This window comes from Curtobacterium sp. 1310, from assembly GCF_017834105.1.
Classification (GTDB): Bacteria; Actinomycetota; Actinomycetes; order Actinomycetales; family Microbacteriaceae; genus Curtobacterium.
In genome coordinates this window covers 224667-243016 of sequence record NZ_JAFICY010000002.1, presented here as the reverse complement: position 1 = coordinate 243016, position 18350 = coordinate 224667, and the positions used below count along the sequence as shown (strand labels likewise).

At 70.4% G+C, this 18350-nt stretch carries 16 protein-coding genes; 11 read left to right on the top strand and 5 right to left on the bottom strand.

Annotation, left to right across the window (positions count from 1 at the left end):
- Positions 1–123 precede the first annotated feature (123 nt).
- The 4 genes from JOD95_RS05250 to JOD95_RS05235 all read left to right on the top strand — a co-directional run bounded on the left by JOD95_RS05250 (position 124) and on the right by JOD95_RS05235 (position 4298).
- The gene (locus tag JOD95_RS05250; protein ID WP_066652773.1) at positions 124–1053 is read left to right on the top strand and encodes an ABC transporter permease; all 930 of its coding nucleotides are present in this window, start codon (positions 124–126) and stop codon (positions 1051–1053) included.
- Entirely contained in the window at positions 1043–1993 is a 951-nt protein-coding gene (locus JOD95_RS05245; protein ID WP_066652788.1) for an ABC transporter permease, read from the top strand. Before JOD95_RS05250 ends, JOD95_RS05245 begins: the two co-directional genes overlap by 11 nt.
- A complete protein-coding gene (locus JOD95_RS05240; protein ID WP_066652791.1) occupies positions 1990–3732 on the top strand; it encodes an ABC transporter ATP-binding protein in 1743 nt (580 codons plus the stop codon). Before JOD95_RS05245 ends, JOD95_RS05240 begins: the two co-directional genes overlap by 4 nt.
- Positions 3733–3794: 62 nt before the next feature.
- Positions 3795–4298 (top strand): PH domain-containing protein, encoded by a 504-nt coding sequence (locus JOD95_RS05235; protein ID WP_066652794.1) that lies wholly within the window; start codon positions 3795–3797, stop codon positions 4296–4298.
- A 174-nt stretch (positions 4299–4472) separates the two neighbouring features.
- On the opposite strand, the gene JOD95_RS05230 is transcribed toward JOD95_RS05235, so the two are convergent.
- The 3 genes from JOD95_RS05230 to JOD95_RS05220 all read right to left on the bottom strand — a co-directional run bounded on the left by JOD95_RS05230 (position 4473) and on the right by JOD95_RS05220 (position 7459).
- Positions 4473–5018 (bottom strand): PH domain-containing protein, encoded by a 546-nt coding sequence (locus tag JOD95_RS05230; RefSeq protein ID WP_158407732.1) that lies wholly within the window; start codon positions 5016–5018, stop codon positions 4473–4475.
- A gap of 212 nt (positions 5019–5230) precedes the next feature.
- Positions 5231–5707, bottom strand: a complete 477-nt coding sequence (locus tag JOD95_RS05225) for a peroxiredoxin (protein WP_209683664.1) — start codon at positions 5705–5707, stop codon at positions 5231–5233.
- A 69-nt stretch (positions 5708–5776) separates the two neighbouring features.
- Positions 5777–7459 carry an ABC transporter family substrate-binding protein gene (locus JOD95_RS05220; RefSeq protein ID WP_209683661.1) on the bottom strand — a complete coding sequence of 561 codons (1683 nt, stop codon included), beginning with the start codon at positions 7457–7459 and terminating at the stop codon, positions 5777–5779.
- A gap of 144 nt (positions 7460–7603) precedes the next feature.
- Here JOD95_RS05220 and JOD95_RS05215 point away from each other — a divergent pair, with 144 nt between their 5' ends.
- From JOD95_RS05215 to JOD95_RS05205, 3 genes are read left to right on the top strand one after another with little or no spacing between them, the layout of a single operon-like run.
- A complete protein-coding gene (locus JOD95_RS05215; RefSeq protein ID WP_066657847.1) occupies positions 7604–8587 on the top strand; it encodes an ABC transporter permease in 984 nt (327 codons plus the stop codon).
- A gap of 1 nt (position 8588) precedes the next feature.
- Positions 8589–9617 (top strand): ABC transporter permease, encoded by a 1029-nt coding sequence (locus JOD95_RS05210; RefSeq protein WP_081984699.1) that lies wholly within the window; start codon positions 8589–8591, stop codon positions 9615–9617.
- Positions 9614–11752 carry an ABC transporter ATP-binding protein gene (locus JOD95_RS05205; protein ID WP_209683658.1) on the top strand — a complete coding sequence of 713 codons (2139 nt, stop codon included), beginning with the start codon at positions 9614–9616 and terminating at the stop codon, positions 11750–11752. Before JOD95_RS05210 ends, JOD95_RS05205 begins: the two co-directional genes overlap by 4 nt.
- 52 nt (positions 11753–11804) lie before the next feature.
- Here the strand turns inward: JOD95_RS05205 and JOD95_RS05200 are convergent, their stop codons facing one another.
- Together JOD95_RS05200 and JOD95_RS05195 are read right to left on the bottom strand one after the other, a co-directional pair.
- Positions 11805–12344 (bottom strand): GNAT family N-acetyltransferase, encoded by a 540-nt coding sequence (locus tag JOD95_RS05200; RefSeq protein ID WP_209683655.1) that lies wholly within the window; start codon positions 12342–12344, stop codon positions 11805–11807.
- Entirely contained in the window at positions 12341–13090 is a 750-nt protein-coding gene (locus JOD95_RS05195; protein WP_066652815.1) for a CPBP family intramembrane glutamic endopeptidase, read from the bottom strand. The genes JOD95_RS05200 and JOD95_RS05195 overlap by 4 nt, the downstream gene beginning before the upstream one ends.
- Before the next feature lie 139 nt (positions 13091–13229).
- Between JOD95_RS05195 and typA the strand changes: the two genes are divergently transcribed.
- The 4 genes from typA to JOD95_RS05175 all read left to right on the top strand — a co-directional run bounded on the left by typA (position 13230) and on the right by JOD95_RS05175 (position 18343).
- Entirely contained in the window at positions 13230–15152 is a 1923-nt protein-coding gene (gene typA / locus JOD95_RS05190) for a translational GTPase TypA (RefSeq protein WP_066652823.1), read from the top strand.
- A gap of 109 nt (positions 15153–15261) precedes the next feature.
- Complete coding sequence (locus JOD95_RS05185; RefSeq protein ID WP_066652826.1) at positions 15262–16455, top strand: amidohydrolase; 1194 nt, start codon at positions 15262–15264, stop codon at positions 16453–16455.
- Between the two features lie 75 nt (positions 16456–16530).
- Positions 16531–17070 (top strand): hypothetical protein, encoded by a 540-nt coding sequence (locus JOD95_RS05180; RefSeq protein ID WP_066652830.1) that lies wholly within the window; start codon positions 16531–16533, stop codon positions 17068–17070.
- Between the two features lie 19 nt (positions 17071–17089).
- The gene (locus JOD95_RS05175) at positions 17090–18343 is read left to right on the top strand and encodes a PIG-L family deacetylase (protein ID WP_209683652.1); all 1254 of its coding nucleotides are present in this window, start codon (positions 17090–17092) and stop codon (positions 18341–18343) included.
- Positions 18344–18350: the final 7 nt, after the last annotated feature.

The following is an 18350-nucleotide window of genomic DNA, read 5'->3' as shown; positions in this document are numbered from 1 at the left end:
CAACCCCCACCACCGCGGGCGCCGCCGCCCGCACCGGACACCCGTGCCGACCCGCGAGCCGTCCACCCCTCACGACATGAACCTGAACGACACGCGCGCCGCTGCGCAGGGCCGAGCGATCTGATGCTCTGGTACCTCGGCAAGCGCCTCCTGCAACTCATCCCCGTCTTCTTCGGGGCCACGTTCCTCATCTACTTCATGGTCTTCTCGCTGCCCGGCGACCCGATCGCCGCGCTGTTCGGCGACCGTCAGCCGTCGCCGCAGGTGATCGAGCAGCTCCGGCAGCAGTACAACCTGGACAAGCCGTTCCTCGTCCAGTACTTCCTGTGGATCGGTGGCGTCTTCCGCGGCGACCTCGGACTGACCTACTCGGGCCTGCCGGTGTCGCAGCAGCTCGCGTCGGCGTTCCCGATCACCGCGCGTCTGGCGCTCCTGTCCCTGCTCTTCGAGGCCGTCGCGGGCATCGTCGTCGGTGTCATCGCGGGTCTCAAGAAGGGCAAGTGGTTCGACACCTCCGCGCTCGTCGTCTCGCTGCTGCTCATCTCGGTGCCGACCTTCGTCGTCGGCTTCCTGCTGCAGTACGTCTTCGGCATCCAGCTCGGTCTGTTCCGCGTGACCGTGTCGGGTCAGGCACCGTGGTCGGAGCTCGTGCTCCCGGCCGTCGTGCTCGCGACCGTGTCGTTCGCGTACATCGTGCGGCTCACGCGCGCCAGCGTCGCCGAGAACATGAACGCCGACTTCGTCCGGACCGCCACCGCGAAGGGCCTGCCCCGTCGTCGCGTGGTCGGGGTGCACATCTTCCGCAACTCGCTCATCCCCGTGGTGACCTACCTCGGTGTCGACATCGGCAACCTGATGGTCGGCGCGGTCGTGACCGAGGGCATCTTCAACATCAACGGTGTCGGCGGCACGGTGTTCCGCGCCGTCAAGCTCGGCGAGGGCCCCACGGTCGTGTCGTTCGTCGCCGTGATGGTCATCATCTTCATGCTCGCCAACCTCCTGGTCGACCTGCTCTACGCCGTCCTGGACCCGAGGATCCGCTATGCCAAGTAACGCCGAACCCCGCTCCGCGACGCACTACGTGGCGCCGATCGAGGAGACGCCGCTCCAGGCCGTCGACCAGGTCGACGAGACGGAGAAGACGCGCTCGACCTGGACCGACGCGTGGGACTCCATGCGTGTCCGCCCGACCTTCTGGATCTCCTCGGTCCTGATCCTGCTCGTGCTGGTCGTCGCGGTCTTCCCCGGCCTGTTCACGCACGTGGACCCGCGCGCCGCGAACCTCGACTTCAGTGACGAGGGCGCCCGCCCGGGTCACCCGCTCGGGTACAACCGCCAGGGCTACGACGTGTACGCCCGTGTCATCTGGGGCGCACGCAGCTCGGTCATCGTCGGCCTGGTGGCCACGATCCTGGTGTCGCTCGTCGGCATCATCATCGGTGCCCTCGCCGGCTTCTACGGCGGCTGGCTCGACACGATCGTCTCCCGCATCGGCGACATCTTCTTCTCGATCCCGACCATCCTCGGCGCGATCGTGATCATGTCGGTCATCCCGGCCCGCAACGCGATCACGGTGGCTCTCGTGCTCGCCGCGTTCGCGTGGCCGCAGATCGCCCGCATCATGCGCGGTGCGGTGCTCAGTGCGAAGCAGTCCGACTACGTCACCGCCTCGGCGGCGCTCGGCGTCAGCCGCTTCACCACGCTCGTCCGCCACGTGATCCCGAACGCGATCGCCCCGGTCATCGTCATCGCCACGGTGTCGCTCGGGTCGTTCATCGTCGCCGAGGCCACCCTGTCGTTCCTCGGCATCGGGCTGCCCCCGTCGGCGCTCAGCTGGGGCCTCGACATCGGGACCGCGCAGACGTCGATCCGCACCAACCCGTCGACGATCTTCTGGCCGTCCGCCGCCCTGTCCATCACCGTGCTCGCGTTCCTGCTCCTCGGCGACGTGGTCCGCGACGCGCTCGACCCGAAGGCGAGGGCCCGTCGATGACCGAGACGCTCACCGATCCCACCACCCGTCGTCCGGCCGGTTCCGGCGCCCCGCTGCTCGAGGTCTCCGGCCTGCAGGTCGGGTTCCGCACGCAGAGCGGTCTCGTGCAGGCCGTGCGCGGCGTCGACTTCACCCTCGAGCAGGGCGAGCGTCTGGCGATCGTCGGCGAGTCCGGTTCGGGCAAGTCGACCAGCGCCCAGGCGATCATCAAGCTGCTCGCCGGCACCGGCGAGGTCACCGGCGGATCGATCAAGTTCAACGGGCGTGAGCTCGTCGGGCTGTCCGACAAGGAGATGGCCGGCATCCGCGGGAAGGAGATCGGCTACGTCCCGCAGGACCCGATGTCGAACCTCAACCCGCTGTGGTCGATCGGCTTCCAGGTGGAAGAGGCCATCAAGGCCAACGGCATGGCCACCGGCAAGCACGCGATCCGCGCCCGCGCGGTCGAGGTGCTGCAGGAGGCCGGCCTCGGCGACGCCGCCACCCGGCTCAAGCAGTTCCCGCACGAGTTCTCCGGCGGCATGCGCCAGCGGGTGCTCATCGGCATCGGTCTGTCCAGCCGCCCGCAGCTGCTCATCGCCGACGAGCCGACCTCGGCGCTCGACGTCACCGTCCAGCGGATCATCCTCGATCACCTCGAGACGCTGACCCGTGACTTCGGCACCTCGGTCCTGTTCATCACGCACGACCTCGGCCTCGCCGCCGAGCGTGCCGAGAAGCTCGTCGTGATGTACAAGGGCCAGGTCGTCGAGTCGGGTCCGTCCAAGGAGATCCTGGCCAACCCGCAGCACCCGTACACGCAGCGCCTCGTCGCCGCGGCGCCCTCGCTCGCGAGCCGTCGCATCCAGTCGAAGGTGCAGCACGCGCGGGTCGACATCGCCGACGCGGGCAGCGAGGACGACGAGCTGATCGCCCGCGCCCAGGAGCGCGAGCACCGTCCGGCGCAGGACCTCATCGTGGTGAAGAACCTGCAGAAGGTCTACAAGCTCCGCGGGAAGAACCTGCAGTCCCGCGAGCTCAAGGCCGTCGACGACGTCTCGTTCGCGATCCCGAAGGGCACCACCACGGCGCTCGTCGGCGAGTCGGGCTCGGGCAAGTCGACCGTCGCGAAGCTCGTGCTGCAGCTCGAGTCGATCAGCGGTGGTTCGGTCACGTTCGACGGCATCGACATCGGCGCCCTCAAGGGCAAGGACCTGTTCGACTTCCGTCGCCGGGTGCAGCCGGTCTTCCAGGACCCGTACGGCTCGCTGGACCCGATGTACAACGTCGGGAACACGATCGCCGAGCCCCTTGCCACGCACAAGGTGGGCGACAAGGCGAGCCGCCGAGCCCGCGTGCTCGAGCTGCTCGACCAGGTCGCGCTGCCGAAGTCGATGGTGAACCGCTACCCGAACGAGCTCTCCGGCGGGCAGCGGCAGCGCATCGCGGTCGCGCGTGCGCTGGCGCTCAAGCCCGAGGTCATCGTGCTCGACGAGGCGGTCTCGGCACTCGACGTGCTCGTCCAGGGACAGATCCTCGACCTGCTCACCGAGCTGCAGACCGAGCTCGACCTGACGTACCTCTTCATCACGCACGACCTCGCCGTCGTCCGCCTCGTCGCGGACAACGTCTGCGTCATGCGGAAGGGGCAGATCGTCGAGAAGGCGACGACCGACGAGGTCTTCGCGAACCCGAAGGAGCAGTACACGAAGGACCTGCTCGCCGCGATCCCGGGTGCCGGGTTCGAGTTCGGGCGCTGATCCCGCTGCACCACCCCGAGGCCGGACGTCCCGTCGTCCTCCGCGCAGGTCGCGGAGGGGCGGTGGCGTCCGGCCTCGTCGTCGTCCTGGGGGTGTTCCTGCTCGCCGACGCCGCGGTACGGGGGAGTTGGGACGTCGTCTGGGTCGCGGTCGGCCCGGTCGCCGCGATCGTGTGGGCGCTCTGGCTGCTCACCGTCCGGCCGTCGGTGCGGCTCGACGACGACGCGCTCACGGTCGTGAACCCGATGCGCACCACCCGCGTCCCGTGGGCTGCCGTCACCGACGTCCGGCTGCGCTGGCAGATCGTGGTGCAGACCGCCGACGGGCGCTCCGTCACCTGCCGCGGCGGGCCGTCGATCCGCGGGTCGCGTCCGGTCCGTCGTGGGCAGCTGTCCGTGCCGCAGGAGCCGGAGGAGCTGCGGACGATCCGCCAGCGCTGGCGCGCACGCCGCGCGGCCGGGGCACCCGACAGCGACGTCCGCCGCGGGTGGGACCGTCCCGCCGTCGTGACCGGGGCGGCGGTCGCGGTCCTGCTGCTGGTCTCCGCGGGCGCGCTGGCGGTCTGACGCACCACGGGGCGGTCGGGAGGCCCTGCGCGGTCCCGCCACGCGCCTCCCGTCCGCCGACGGGATGGCCGGGAGGCTCTGCGCGGTCCCGCCACGCGCCTCCCGTCCGCCGACGGGATGATCCGGAGGCTCGACGCGGTCCCGCCACGCGCCACCGGGCCGTTGCGTGCTCGTCTAGAGCTGTGCGCCTGCCATCGACGCGGCGACACCGAGCACGATCATCGCCGTGACCGTCCACCCGTGCACGCGGTGGACGATGGTCGCGGCCTCGACGGTCGCCGGCGGCGGTCCGTCCTGCACGACCGGCGCCGGCACGTGCGCGCGGAGGACGTCCGCGACCTCCCGGACGTCGGCGGCCGTCGTCGCGCCGTCGCCCGGCCGACGGATCCCGAGCGCGGCGGTCGGCCGCGTCGCGAGCCAGGTGCGGCGGACGCCCTCGGTCGTGACCACCTCGATGCCGTACTTCGTGCGGACCTCCTGCACGCGGCGCCAGGGGTAGGTGCTCGTGCGGCGGACGTCGACGATCGTCAGCGTCTCCTCCGTGAGCTCGAACCGCGGGCGCCAGAGCACGGCCCACGCGATGAACGCGGTGAAGATGCTCGGGACGGGGACGAGCAACGGGTTGCCGCCGGTCAGGAGCGCGAGCGGCACCAGCACGACCGCGACGACCCACAGGACGACGGCGAACAGGCGCATCCGGGGCGCGACGACGGTGCTCATCCAGGCCATCGTAGGGGAGTGGGCGGGGTCGAGAGCGCCTCCCCGGGGACGTCCGGGAGCGGGTGTGACACACCTGCGCGTACCGCCGGACGACCCGGTTCCCCGGAGAGGCGGGTCCGTTGCGGACCTCGTCCGTCCATGGTCGGCACCGCCACGCCCGGGTGTCAACACCCGGTGCCCGATCTTCAGGAACGCTGGTCCGTCCCGCGCGGTCAGACGAGTCGTTCGACCTGCTCGCGGATGGTGTCGGCCTTCGGGAAGCGCAGGCCGACGAGCCCGACGTGGCGCCAGCGGACGATGCCGTCGGCATCGATGACGAAGACCGAGCGGCGGAGGCCGATGCCCGGCGCACGGACGCCGTAGGCCCGCGCGACGTCGCCGCCGGTGTCGCTCAGCAGCGGGAAGGTGAGGGACGCACCGCGGGCGAAGTCCTCGTGCGAGTCCAGTGCCTGCGGGCTGACACCCCAGACGACGGCCCCGAGGTCGGTGAACTCGTCGAGCTCCTCCTGGTAGCTGCAGAGCTGGGCCGTGCACACGGGCGTGGCGTCGCCGGGGTAGAAGGCGAGGACGAGGGGGCGTCCGATGACCGCCGACAGGGCGTACTCGTCGTCCGTCCGTGCGCCGTTCCGGATGACCAGGCCGGGCAGGGAGAAGTCGGGCGCGGTCTCGCCCGGCTCGGGGATGCTCATGCCCTCACAGTAGGACAGGGAACGGGCCCGGTCGCGTTCTGCGACCGGGCCCGTCCTGGTGTCGTGCTGCTACTTCGTGAACCCGACCTTGGTCCAGTCGATGTTCTGCGCGCCCGCGAACGCGCCGTAGTTGGCGAGCTTCGGGTTCTGCGCGACGAGGGCCGGCTTCGCGGTGATCGGCATCGAGTGGCCGATCGCCCAGACCTGCTTGTCGACCTGGTTCCAGATCTCGTTCGCCTTGTCGGTGTCCGGCTCGGCGATGGCCTTCGCGACGAGTTCGTCGATCTTGTCGTCGCCGATGCGGCCGTAGTTCTGGCCGGTGTCGCCGGTGGTGTAGATCGAGGCGCCGCCCGAGTGGAAGCCGGTGCCGCCCCAGACGAAGATCGTCATGTCGTAGTTGCCCGGCGTGACGTACTGCTCGAAGAAGTCGTCCACCGCGACGGACTTGAGCTTCAGCTCGATGCCGACGTCCTTGAGCTGCTGCTGCATGACCTCGGAGAGCTTCTGCGATGCGGTCGCACCCGACGGGATCGTGATGGACAGCGAGAGCGTCTTGCCGTCCTTCTTGCGGTACTGACCGTCGGTCTTCCAGCCGTCGTCGTCCAGGATCTTCTTCGCCTTCTCGACGTCGAAGGTGCCGTTCGGGTCGGTGTTCGCCTCGTAGCCGTCGTCGGTCGACAGGAAGATGTGGTTGTCGAGCGTGCCGAGCTCGTACGGCAGCGTGCCGCCGATGACCTGCGCCAGCGCCTCACGGTTCACCGCGTGCTGGATCGCGAGTCGGAGCTGCTTGTCCTTGAGGATGCCCTTGGACGAGAAGTCGACGTGCGTGTACTGCGCCGAGGTCGAGGCGTAGACCTTCGAGTCCTTGGCGTCCTTGACGCGGTCGAACCGCTCGGACGTCGTCGTCAGGACCGAGTCGATCTCCTTGTTGAGGTAGGCGTCGACGTCCGCGTTGCCGTCGAGCGACCGGAAGATGACCTGGTCGAGCTTCGGCTTGTCACCCCACCAGTTCTCGTCGGGGACGATCGTCACGGTGCCGGCGGTCTCGTCGAGCTTCGACACCTTGTACGGTCCGGACGACAGCGGCACCTTGCCCTTGTACGCCTCGTTGAACTGCTCCGGGGTGCCGGTCTGGCTCGCCGGGTAGAGCGGGCTGAAGAGCGACTTCCAGTCGGAGAACGGCTTGTCGAAGACGACCTTGACGTCCTGGTCGGACGCGCCCTTCGACACCGACGCGATGTCCTCGTACCCGGTGGTCGACCCGACCAGGTAGTCCGGGTTCGACCCGTTCAGGGCCTTCCACTCGTTCTCGAAGTCCTTCCACGTGATGGGGGACCCGTCGTTCCACTTCGCCTTCGGGTTGATCTCGTACTCGATCGTGAGCGGGTCGTCGCTCGTCGCCTCGGCCTTCGACACGTAGTCAGTGTCGAGCTGCGGTGCGCCCTTGCCGTCGATCACGTAGATGAACGGCATCGTCGCCTGTTCGATCGTGGAGGCGTCGACCAGGGCGCCGTCGACCTGGTTGTAGTTCCACTGCGTGATCCACTGCGAGATCGGCAGACGGAGCGTGCCGCCGTCCTGCAGGTCCGAGACCGGCTGCTCGTTGATCTGGGCCGAGGTGGGCAGGGTCTTCTTGCCCGAGTCGTCCGAGCCGCCGCCGGATCCTCCGTTGGATCCGCTCGAGCAGCCGGTCGCGACGAGAGCGAAGCCGGCGAGTGCCGCCGTCAACGCCAGGACTTTCCTGTGCTTCATGGTGTTCCCCTCGTGAAGTTGTGGATCACCATACGGCCCCCGCGCGGGGGCAGTCGACCCGTTCTGTTGCAAACACCAATCCGTTACGCGGGATGTGTCGGGATGTGATCTCCCGGAAACAAATCGGGTCGTATGGTGTTCCGCATGACCCGCTTCCTGGCGCGTCGACTCGTGTACTACGTCGTGCTCGTGTTCCTCGCCACCTCGCTGACGTACTTCCTGGCCTCGGCGACGTTCAGCCCCCGATCCGTCTACGCAGAACGCAACCCGGCACCACCTGCGGCCACCATCGACAAGAAGCTCGACGACATCGGCGTCAACGACAAGACGCCGATCGTCGTGCGCTACGGGCACTGGCTCGGCGACGCCGTCCAGGGCGATCTCGGCCGGACGATCCAGGACCGCAGCGTCAACGACGCCTTCTGGCCGCGCCTGGGGGTGAGCCTGCGGCTGCTGGTGGTCGGGTCCCTGCTCGGCATCCTCCTCGGGGTGCTGCTCGGTGTCTGGAACGCCATCCGGCAGTACCGGATCTCGGACCGGGTGAGTGCGATCGTCTCGATCGTGCTCATCTCGACACCGGTGTTCCTGACGGCCGTGTTCCTGAAGATCGGAGCGACGAAGCTCAACCAGGACACCGGGACCCAGCTCATCAACTTCACCGGCGAGGCCACCCCGGGGCTGAGCGGCAGCGCGTGGGACCTGTTCCTCGACCGGGGCGTGCACCTGCTCCTGCCGACGATCTCCATCGCGCTCGGCCTCATCGCGATCTACAGCCGGTACCAGCGGGCGACGATGCTCGACGTGCTCGGCTCGGACTTCCTGCGGACCGCGCGGGCGAAGGGGCTGACGAAGCGCCAGGCGACCTTCAAGCACGGGCTCCGGACCGCGCTGATCCCGATGACGACGCTCTTCGCCTACGGGTTCCTCGGCATCCTCACCGGTGCGACCTTCACCGAGAAGATCTTCGGCTGGAACGGCCTCGGCGCGTGGTTCATCGACTCGGTGCAGAACAACGACGTGAACGCGGTGACCGCGTACACGCTGTTCGCCTCGGTCGTGGTCCTCATCGCGGGCTTCCTCGCCGACGTCCTCACCGCCGCCCTCGATCCGCGTGTGCGGAGGAGCTGAGATGACCGACACCCGCATCGAACCCGTCGACGGCACGACCGTCGGCCGGTCCGACACGCCGCTGCCCGGCAGCCCGAAGCCGGGCGGGAAGCAGCGCAACCGCTTCGTGCAGACCGCAGTCCGCGTGTTCATGAACCGTGGGGCCGGGATCGGCCTCGTGGTGATCGTGCTGCTCTTCGCCTTCGCGTTCATCGGGCCGTTCGTGAGCCCCTACGGCTACTCCCAGATCGACTACACCGCGTTCTCGCAGCCCCCGGGCGGCGCGCACTGGTTCGGCACGAACGGCATCGGGCAGGACGTCTTCGCGCAGACCGCTCGCGCAATGCAGAAGAGCCTGCTCATCGGTCTGCTGGTCGCGCTGTTCTCGACCGCACTCGCAGCGCTGACGGGTGCCGCTGCCGGCTACTTCGGCGGCTGGGTCGACCGGATCGTGATGTTCTTCGTCGACATGCTGCTCGTGCTGCCGTCGTTCCTCATCATCGCGATCATCAGCCCGCGCATCCAGGACTCCGGCTGGATCGTGCTCGTGGTCCTCATCGCGGCCTTCGGCTGGATGGTCACCGCCCGGGTCGTCCGCTCGATGACGCTCTCGGTGAAGGAGCGCGAGTTCGTGCGCGCCGCCCGGTACATGGGCATCGGCCCGTTCCGGATCATCCTCCGGCACATCCTGCCGAACGTGGCCTCGTTCCTCATCATCGACGGCACCATCCAGGTCGGGGCCGCGGTGCTCGCGGAGACGAGCCTGAGCTACTTCGGCTTCGGCGTCCAGCCACCGGACGTCTCGCTCGGCACGCTCATCGCGCAGAACCAGGACGCCGCGCTCACCAGCCCGTGGCTGTTCTTCTTCGCGGCCGGTGCGCTCGTGGTCTTCGCGATCGCGGCGAACCTGCTCGGCGACGGGCTGCGCGACGCGCTCGACCCGACGTCGGCGACGGGCAAGAAGCAGAAGCGGACCGGTCGGAAGCGCGACCAGAACCAGGCCGCGGTCGACGCTGCGACCATCACCACGCAGGCAGGGGCCGGCGCATGAGCACCACCACCACGACGACCACCACGACCGACCCGCTGCTCCGTGTCCGCGACCTCGACGTCCGGTTCCCGACCCCGCGCGGCGTCGTGCACGCCGTTCGGGGGGTCGACCTCGAGCTCCGGCGGGGCGAGGTCCTCGGCATCGTCGGCGAGTCCGGTTCGGGCAAGTCCGTCACGAGCATGGCGATCCTCGGACTGCTGCCGGAGACCACGAAGGTCACGGGGTCGATCGCGCTCGAGGGGCAGGAGCTCCTCGGCCGCAGCGACAAGCAGCTGAGCAAGCTGCGCGGAGCCAAGGTCGCCATGGTCTTCCAGGACCCGCTGTCCGCCTTCACGCCCGTGTACACGATCGGTGAGCAGATCGCCGAGACCGTCCGCGTGCACCGGGGTGCCTCGAAGCAGGACGCACGCGCCCGGGCGATCGAGCTGCTCGAGCTCGTCGGCATCCCGCAGGCCGCGCAGCGCGTGGACGCCTTCCCGCACGAGTTCTCCGGTGGCATGCGGCAGCGCGCGATGATCGCGATGGCCATGGCGAACGACCCGGACGTGATCCTGGCCGACGAACCGACCACGGCACTGGACGTGACGATCCAGGCCCAGATCATCGACGTGCTCCGCACCGCGCAGCGCGAGACCGGTGCCGCCCTGGTGTTCGTCAGCCACGACCTCGGGGTGATCGCCGGCATCGCCGACCGCATCGCCGTGATGTACGCCGGCCGGATCGTCGAGACGGCGAGCGCGGACGAGCTGTTCGCCCGGCCACGCATGCCCTACACGATCGGCCTCATCGGCGCGCTGCCGCGGCTCGACGAGTCGAGCGGCGAGCCGCTCGTGCCGATCCCCGGGTCGCCCCCGTCGCTCATCGGGCTGCCGGACGCCTGCCCGTTCGCCGACCGGTGCCCGCTCGCCGCGGCCGTCTGCCGTGGGTCGGAACCGCCGCTCGCCGCGGTCGACGTGGCGGCCGGTGTCCCCGGAGAAGGGCCGGTCGACACCTCGGTGCCGCACGCGGTCGCCTGCCACCGGTACGAGGAGGTCGCCGAGGCCCACGCCGACGCCGGCGCGATCTTCCGGCTGCCCGAGATCCCGGACACCGGCGTCGCGGTCACCACACCCGCCGCCCGCGAGCAGCGTCCCGCCGTCGTCCAGGTCGAGGGGCTGACGAAGACGTTCCCGCTCGTCAAGGGGTCGGTGTTCAAGCGCAAGGTCGGCGAGGTCTACGCGGTGGACGGCGTCGACCTCGACATCCGCACGGGCGAGACGCTCGGGCTGGTCGGGGAGTCGGGGTCCGGCAAGTCGACGACCCTGCACCAGCTGATGGACCTCGAGCGGCCCGAGCACGGCACGGTCGAGCTCTTCGGACAGCCGGTCACGGCGTCGAAGCAGCTGCGGCAGCGCATCTCGATGGTGTTCCAGGACCCCGCAGCGAGCCTCGACCCGCGCATGTCCGTGTACGACGTCGTCGCCGAACCGCTCCGGGCCATCGGCGCCTCGTCGGACCGCATCGCCGAGCGGGTGCCGGAGCTCCTCGGGCTCGTGGGGCTCCGTGCCGCCGAGGCCGACCGCTACCCGCACGAGTTCTCCGGCGGGCAGCGGCAGCGCATCTCGATCGCTCGGGCGCTCGCGACCGAGCCGGAGCTCATCGTGCTCGACGAGCCGGTCTCCGCGCTCGACGTGTCGATCCAGGCCGGGGTGCTCAACCTGCTCGCCGACCTCAAGGCACGACTCGGGTTGTCGTACCTGTTCGTGTCGCACGACCTGTCGGTGATCCGGCACGTCGCGGACCGGGTGAGCGTGATGTACCTGGGCCGCACCGTCGAGGAGGGCGCGGTCGACGAGGTCTTCGAGCGCCCGATGCACCCGTACACGGCTGCGCTCATGTCGGCGGTCCCGGTGCCGGATCCCGTCGTGGAGCGCGCACGGCGGACGATCCTGCTGCCGGGGGACCCGCCCAGCCCGACCGAGCGCCCGACCGGCTGCCGGTTCCGCTCGCGCTGCCCGCTCTACGCGATGCTGCCCGAGGCGCAGCAGGCGCGGTGCCGCGACGAGGTGCCCGAGAAGGCGCCGCGCGCCGGCGCGGAGCGCGACCACCGTGCGGCGTGCCACTACCCGGAGCAGGTGCCGCAGCTGGTCGCGTGACCAGCCGACGGACGGAAGGCGCGGTGCCGGTCGGTACCGCGCCTCCCGTCCGTCACCGGCCCACGTCCCGGTCGGTGCGCGACCACACGGTGAGGTCGACCACCGACCCGTCACCGAGGAACCCGGCGCGCCGCAGCGTCCCCTCGGGGACGAAACCGGCTCGGCGCGCGAGGGCGAGGGACGCAGCGTTGCCCGGTGCGATCCGCAGCTCCACGCGACGGAAGTCCGCCGACGTGACGAGGTGGTCCGCCAGGGTGCGGACGGCTGCCGCGGTCCCACCGGTGCGGCGCCGATCGGGCACCGACCAGTAGCTGAGTTCGCAGCTCCGGGCCCGGCGGTCGACACGTCTGACCTCGATCGACCCGGCCAGACCACCCGCCCACTCGATGGCGAGACGGAGGCCGGCGCCGGATGCGCGGAGCGCCGCGGCCTCGTCGGCCCAGGCTCCGTACGCCTCGGGCGGCAGGCCCCGCGGGACCGGGAGCCAGCGGCAGATCTCGTCGTCGCGGTAGGCCGCCGCGATGGCGACGCCGTCGGCGGCCGTCAGGTCGCGCAGTCCACCGGGCAGTCGACCCCACCTCGGTGCGCTCACCGGAACAGTCCCGGGAACGCCTGGGCGACGAAGGGGTAGCCCACGAAGACGACGGCGTCGAGCAGGCAGTGCGTGATGACGAGCGGGAGCAGCCGCCCCCACCTCGTGTAGATCCACCCGAACACGACGCCCATCACCGCGTTCCCCACGAACGCCCCGAACCCCTGGTACAGGTGGTAGCTCCCGCGCAGGACCGCGGTCGACAGGATGACCTGCCACCGCCCCCACCCGAGCCCGCCGAGCCGCTCGTACAGGTACCCGATGACGATGACCTCCTCCTGCAGCCCGGACCGGACGGCCGAGAGCAGCAGGACGGGGATCGTCCACCAGTAGGTGTTCAGCGCCGCCGGGTCGACGTCCACCGTGAAGCCGAGTGCGCGACCGGTGAAGTAGAGCGCGAGTCCGGGGACGCCGATGCCGAGCGCGATGAGGGCTGCACCGCCGAGGTCCGGCCGCGCCCGGAAGCGGTCGATGCCGAGCCGGTGGAGGTGCGGGCGCCTCGCGCTCCAGAGGAGGTAGCAGACCAGCGCGACCGGGGCCAGGTCGACCGCGATGCCGACGAGCTGCCGCGCGAGGTCGACGTACTGCACGGTCGTGGTGGACGTGTTGAGTGCCGTCGACTGCTCGCCGAGGGGCGTCGTCTGGGACAGGTCGTCGATGATCTGCAGCACCGAGTACAGCGCGCTGCCACCCAGTGAGAGCATGAGGACGATCGTGATCTCGGTCCACGTCCGCCGTCGGGTCATGCGCTGTACTCCTCAGGGTTGCGAACTACCGGTAGACTGGCGTGTCGGGCGTTCCAGCCCACCCCCGGGCAGTGCCACCACGGCGCGAGAGCCGCCGTCGGCCGCCCGATCTTCTCCGAACACTTGAAGGATGTCCTGTATGGCGCTCGCCACCCGGTCCGACCTGCGCAACGTCGCCATCGTGGCACACGTCGACCACGGCAAGACCACCCTCGTCGACGCGATGCTCACGCAGACCAACTCGTTCGACGCCCACTTCGAGGGCGAAGACCGGATGATGGACTCGAACGACCTCGAGCGCGAGAAGGGCATCACCATCCTCGCGAAGAACACCTCGGTGCTCTACAACGGGGAGCACGCCGAGCAGTTCAACCCGGGTGGCCGCATCACGATCAACGTGATCGACACCCCCGGCCACGCCGACTTCGGTGGTGAGGTCGAGCGCGGCCTCTCCATGGTCGACGGTGTCGTGCTGCTCGTCGACGCGTCCGAGGGCCCGCTGCCCCAGACCCGCTTCGTGCTGCGCAAGGCGCTCGCCGCGAAGCTCCCGGTGATCCTGCTCGTCAACAAGACGGACCGCCCGGACTCCCGCATCGACGAGGTCGTCTCCGAGTCGCAGGACCTGCTCCTCGGCCTGGCCTCCGACCTGTCGGACGAGGTCGACGACCTCGACCTCGACGCGATCCTCGACGTCCCGGTCGTCTACGCGTCCGGTCGTGCCGGTGCCGCGAGCCGCAACAAGCCGAACGACGGCGAGCTGCCCGACAACGACGACCTCGAGCCGCTGTTCGAGGCGATCCTGCAGCACGTCCCGGCGCCGACGTACGACGACGAGCACCCGCTGCAGGCGCACGTCACCAACCTCGACGCCTCGCCGTTCCTCGGCCGCCTCGCGCTGCTCCGCATCTTCCACGGCACGATGAAGAAGGGGCAGACGGTCGCGTGGGTCAAGCACGACGGCACCGTCGCGAACGCCCGCATCACCGAGCTGCTCATCACGAAGGCACTCGACCGCTTCCCGGCCGAGTCCGCGGGCCCCGGTGACATCGTCGCCGTCGCCGGCTTCGACACCATCACCATCGGTGAGACGCTGTCCGACCCCGAGGACGTCCGCCCGCTGCCGACCATCACGGTCGACGACCCCGCCATCTCGATGACCATCGGGACCAACACGAGCCCGCTCGTCGGCAAGGTCAAGGGCCACAAGCTGACCGCGCGCATGGTCAAGGACCGCCTCGACCGCGAGCTCATCGGCAACGTGTCGCTCAAGGTGCAGGACATCGGCCGTCCGGACACCTGGGAGGTCCAGGGCCGTGGTGAGCTGGCGCTCGCCATCCTGGTCGAGCAGATGCGCCGCGAGGGCTTCGAGCTCACCGTGGGCAAGCCGCAGGTCGTCACGAAGCGTGACGAGAACGGCAAGCTCCAGGAGCCCTACGAGCACATGACGATCGACACGCCGGAGGAGCACCTCGGCGCGATCACGCAGCTCATGGCCGCGCGCAAGGGTCGCATGGAGAACATGACGAACCACGGCACCGGCTGGATCCGCATGGAGTTCATCGTGCCGTCGCGTGGCCTCATCGGCTTCCGCACGTCGTTCCTCACCGAGACCCGTGGCACGGGCATCGCGAACGCGATCTCGCACGGCTACGACGACTGGGCGGGCCCGATCCAGACCCGCATCAACGGTTCGATCGTCTCCGACCGCGCCGGTGTCGTGACGCCGTTCGCCATCACGAACCTGCAGGAGCGCATGACGTTCTTCGTCAACCCGACGGAGGAGGTCTACGAGGGCATGGTCATCGGCGAGAACTCGCGCGCCGACGACATGGACGTGAACATCACGAAGGAGAAGAAGCTCACGAACATGCGTTCGGCGAACGCCGACTCCTTCGAGTCGATGACGCCGTCGCGCCAGCTCTCCCTCGAGGAGTGCCTGGAGTTCGCGCGCGAGGACGAGTGCGTCGAGGTCACTCCCGACAACGTGCGCATCCGGAAGGTCGAGCTCGACGCTCAGGCCCGTCAGCGCGCGTACGCCCGCCTGAAGCGCCAGGACGCGTAACCCGGCGACAGCCTGGAGGCACTGCCTCCGTCCGACGGCCCGGTCACCTCGTCGAGGTGGCCGGGCCGTCGGCGTCCGCGCCCTCCGGCTCCGGGGTTACGGTGGACGGGTGACCCTCGATCTCCTCTCCCTGTACCAGGACCTGCACGCCCACCCGGAGCTCGGCTTCCAGGAGCACCGCACCGCCGGTGTGATCGCCGACCGGCTGGCCGAGATCGGTGGGATCGAGGTCACCACGGGCGTCGGCGGGACGGGCGTCGTGGGCGTCCTGGCGAACGGCGACGGACCGGTCGTGTGGCTCCGCGCCGACATCGACGGCCTGCCCGTGCAGGAGCGCACGGGGCTGTCCTACGCGAGCACGCACACCGGCCGCGACGACGAGGGCGTCGAGGTCCCGACGATGCACGCCTGCGGGCACGACATCCACGTCACGTGGCTGCTCGGGACCCTCGAGCGCCTCGTCGACACCCGTGACGCGTGGCACGGCACGGTGGTCGCCGTCTTCCAGCCCGCGGAAGAGGTCATCTCCGGTGCCCGCGCGATGATCGAGGACGGCCTGGTCGAGCGCTTCCCGCAGCCGGAGGTCGTACTGGGGCAGCACTCCGCCCCCGCGCCGGTCGGGATCGTCGCGGTCGGCAGCGGACCGGTCATGGCGTCGAGCGACCGGCTGACGGTCACGTTCAACGGCCGCGGCGCGCACGGTTCGGCGCCGCAGGCCTCGCTCGACCCGATCGTCACCGCCGCGAGCGCCGTCGTGCGGCTGCAGACGGTCGTCTCCCGCGAGGTCTCGCCGTCCGACGCCGGTGTCGTCACCGTCGGCGCCTTCCACGCCGGGACCCGGCCGAACATCATCCCGGACCAGGCCGTCATCGAGATCTCGACCCGTGCTCGGAACGAGGAGACCCGCGAGCGGATCATCGCCTCGATCGAGCGCATCGTGCGGGCCGAGAGCGAGGCGGGCGGCCTCGCCGCGCCGACCATCGAGCGTGCCCCGGGTGCCGAGGTCACCGTGAACGACCCCGAGGCGGCGAAGCGCGTGCTCGAGGCGATCCGTCCCGTCGTGCCCGGCGCGCGCGACCTGGAGATCGGGCTGGCGATGGCGTCGGAGGACGTCGGGCAGCTCGCCACCGCGGCGGGGGTGCCGCTCGTGTACTGGTTCACCGGCATCACCGACCCGGAGCTGTTCCGCCGCGGCGAGGAGATCCCGAGCAACCACTCGCCGTTCTACGCGCCGCAGGCCGAGACGGCGATCCCGGTCGGCGTCGACGCCCTGACGGCAGCCGCCCGAACCTACCTGTCCTGACCGGCGGCGCGGCGGACGGGAGACTTCCCAGGGAACGCACGCCGCGCCTCCCGGCAGTCCACCTAGGGTGTCCGCATGCGCACGACCCGGACCCTCATCGCCGCCGTGACCGCGGGGATCGCCCTCGCGGGCCTGACCGGCTGCTCCGCCGACGCGGTGCGCCAGGCGACCGACCTCGGCTCGTCGGTCGCCTCGAACGTCAGCGAGACCGTGCAGGGCATCGACGGCAAGGCCGTGCAGGACGGCATGGCCTCGGTCGCGGGCGGCATCGACGGCGCCCTCGACGCGGCACTGTCGGGCACGGGCGTGACGAGCGACGGCAGGGTGCCGGACGGCTTCCCGACCCCCGACGTCCCGCTCGTCGACGGCACCGTGCTCGGCGGTGGGGCCGGGCCGAACGGTTCCGGCTGGGTGGTGCAGGTCCGCGTGGCCTCGGTCGACGACTTCGCGGCGGCCGCCGAGCAGCTCGCTGCCGCCGGGTACACCGAGTCCGCGAAGCGTGCGGACACGTCGAGCGCGTTCGGGATGTTCCGCAGCGACGCGTACCGCGTGGTGCTGACGGTGTCCGAGTCGTCGGACGGCGTGACCGCGACGTACATCGTCACGCCCCGCTAGCGAAGTACCCTGGGACGCGATGTCCAAGGCTCCCGCACCGCGTCCCGAGCGCGTCCTGTTCGTGCACGCCCATCCCGACGACGAGACACTGTCGTCCGGCGGCACCATCGCGACCCTGCTCGAGCTCGGCGCCGAGGTGACGGTGCTCACCGCCACGCGGGGCGAGCGCGGCGAGATGCTCACCGAGGCCCTGGCGCCGCTCTTCGGTGACGGCCCCCGTGTCGCGGCACACCGCGAGACCGAGATCGCCGCCGCGCTGGCCGCGCTCGGCGGTCCGGCACACCTGTGGCTCGGCGGTCGGGGAGCACGTCCCACCGACCTGCCCGAGCGGCGGTACAGCGACTCCGGCATGCAGTGGGGACCGGACGGACGCGCGACGGCCGCCGACGACGCCCCGGCCGACTCGCTCACCGCGGCGGACCTGGGCGAGGTCGTCGACGACGTGCGCGCGGCGATCCGCTCCACCGGCGCCGACGCGGTGGTCAGCTACGCCGACGACGGCGGGTACGGCCACCCGGACCACGTGCGGGTGCACCACGCTGCCCGGTACGCGGCCCGGGCAGAGGAGGTCCCCTTTTCGATGATCGTCGACCCGACGTCGGAGGAGGTCGACCTGACCGTCGACGTCGTCCCCGTCCGGGCGAAGGTCCGCGCCGCCGTCGAGCAGTACCGGTCGCAGGTCGCCATCGACCCCGTGGACCCGACCGACCCGCAGCGCCTGACCTGGGTGATGCCCCACGGCGTCCGGCAGGAGGCCCCCGCGGTCGAGGCGTTCCGGCACGACGCCGACCCGGTGCCCCACGCTCCCGAGACCTTCGCGGAGCTCACCCGTCAGGGGAAGGTGACGGCGGTCGTCGTCGCGGCGGTCGCCGGGCTCGTCGTCGGAGCACTCGGGACCGTCACACACCAGCAGCGGCTCGCGGGCTTCCCGGTCGGCATGGTCCTGACGACGCTCATCGTGCTCGGACTCGTGGTGGGACTGCGCCTCCTGTACCGCTCGCGGGCGATGGTCGCAGCGGCCGGCATCGGGATCATCGTCGCGACGCAGGTGCTCGTGAGCGTCGGCGGGCAGTCGTCCCCGCTGGTGCTCGCGAACCTCGCCGGCTACGTCTGGACCTTCGCGCCGGCGGCGATCGCGGCGTTCGCCCTCGCCTGGCCCGACCTGTCGGGGCTGCGCGCCCGCGCCGCGGCGGCGTCCGGAGCCAGAGCCGGGACGGCTGCCGCATCGTCCACGGACACCGCGCGGTCCGGGGCTCCCGGGCGCCGCGAGTAGACTCGAC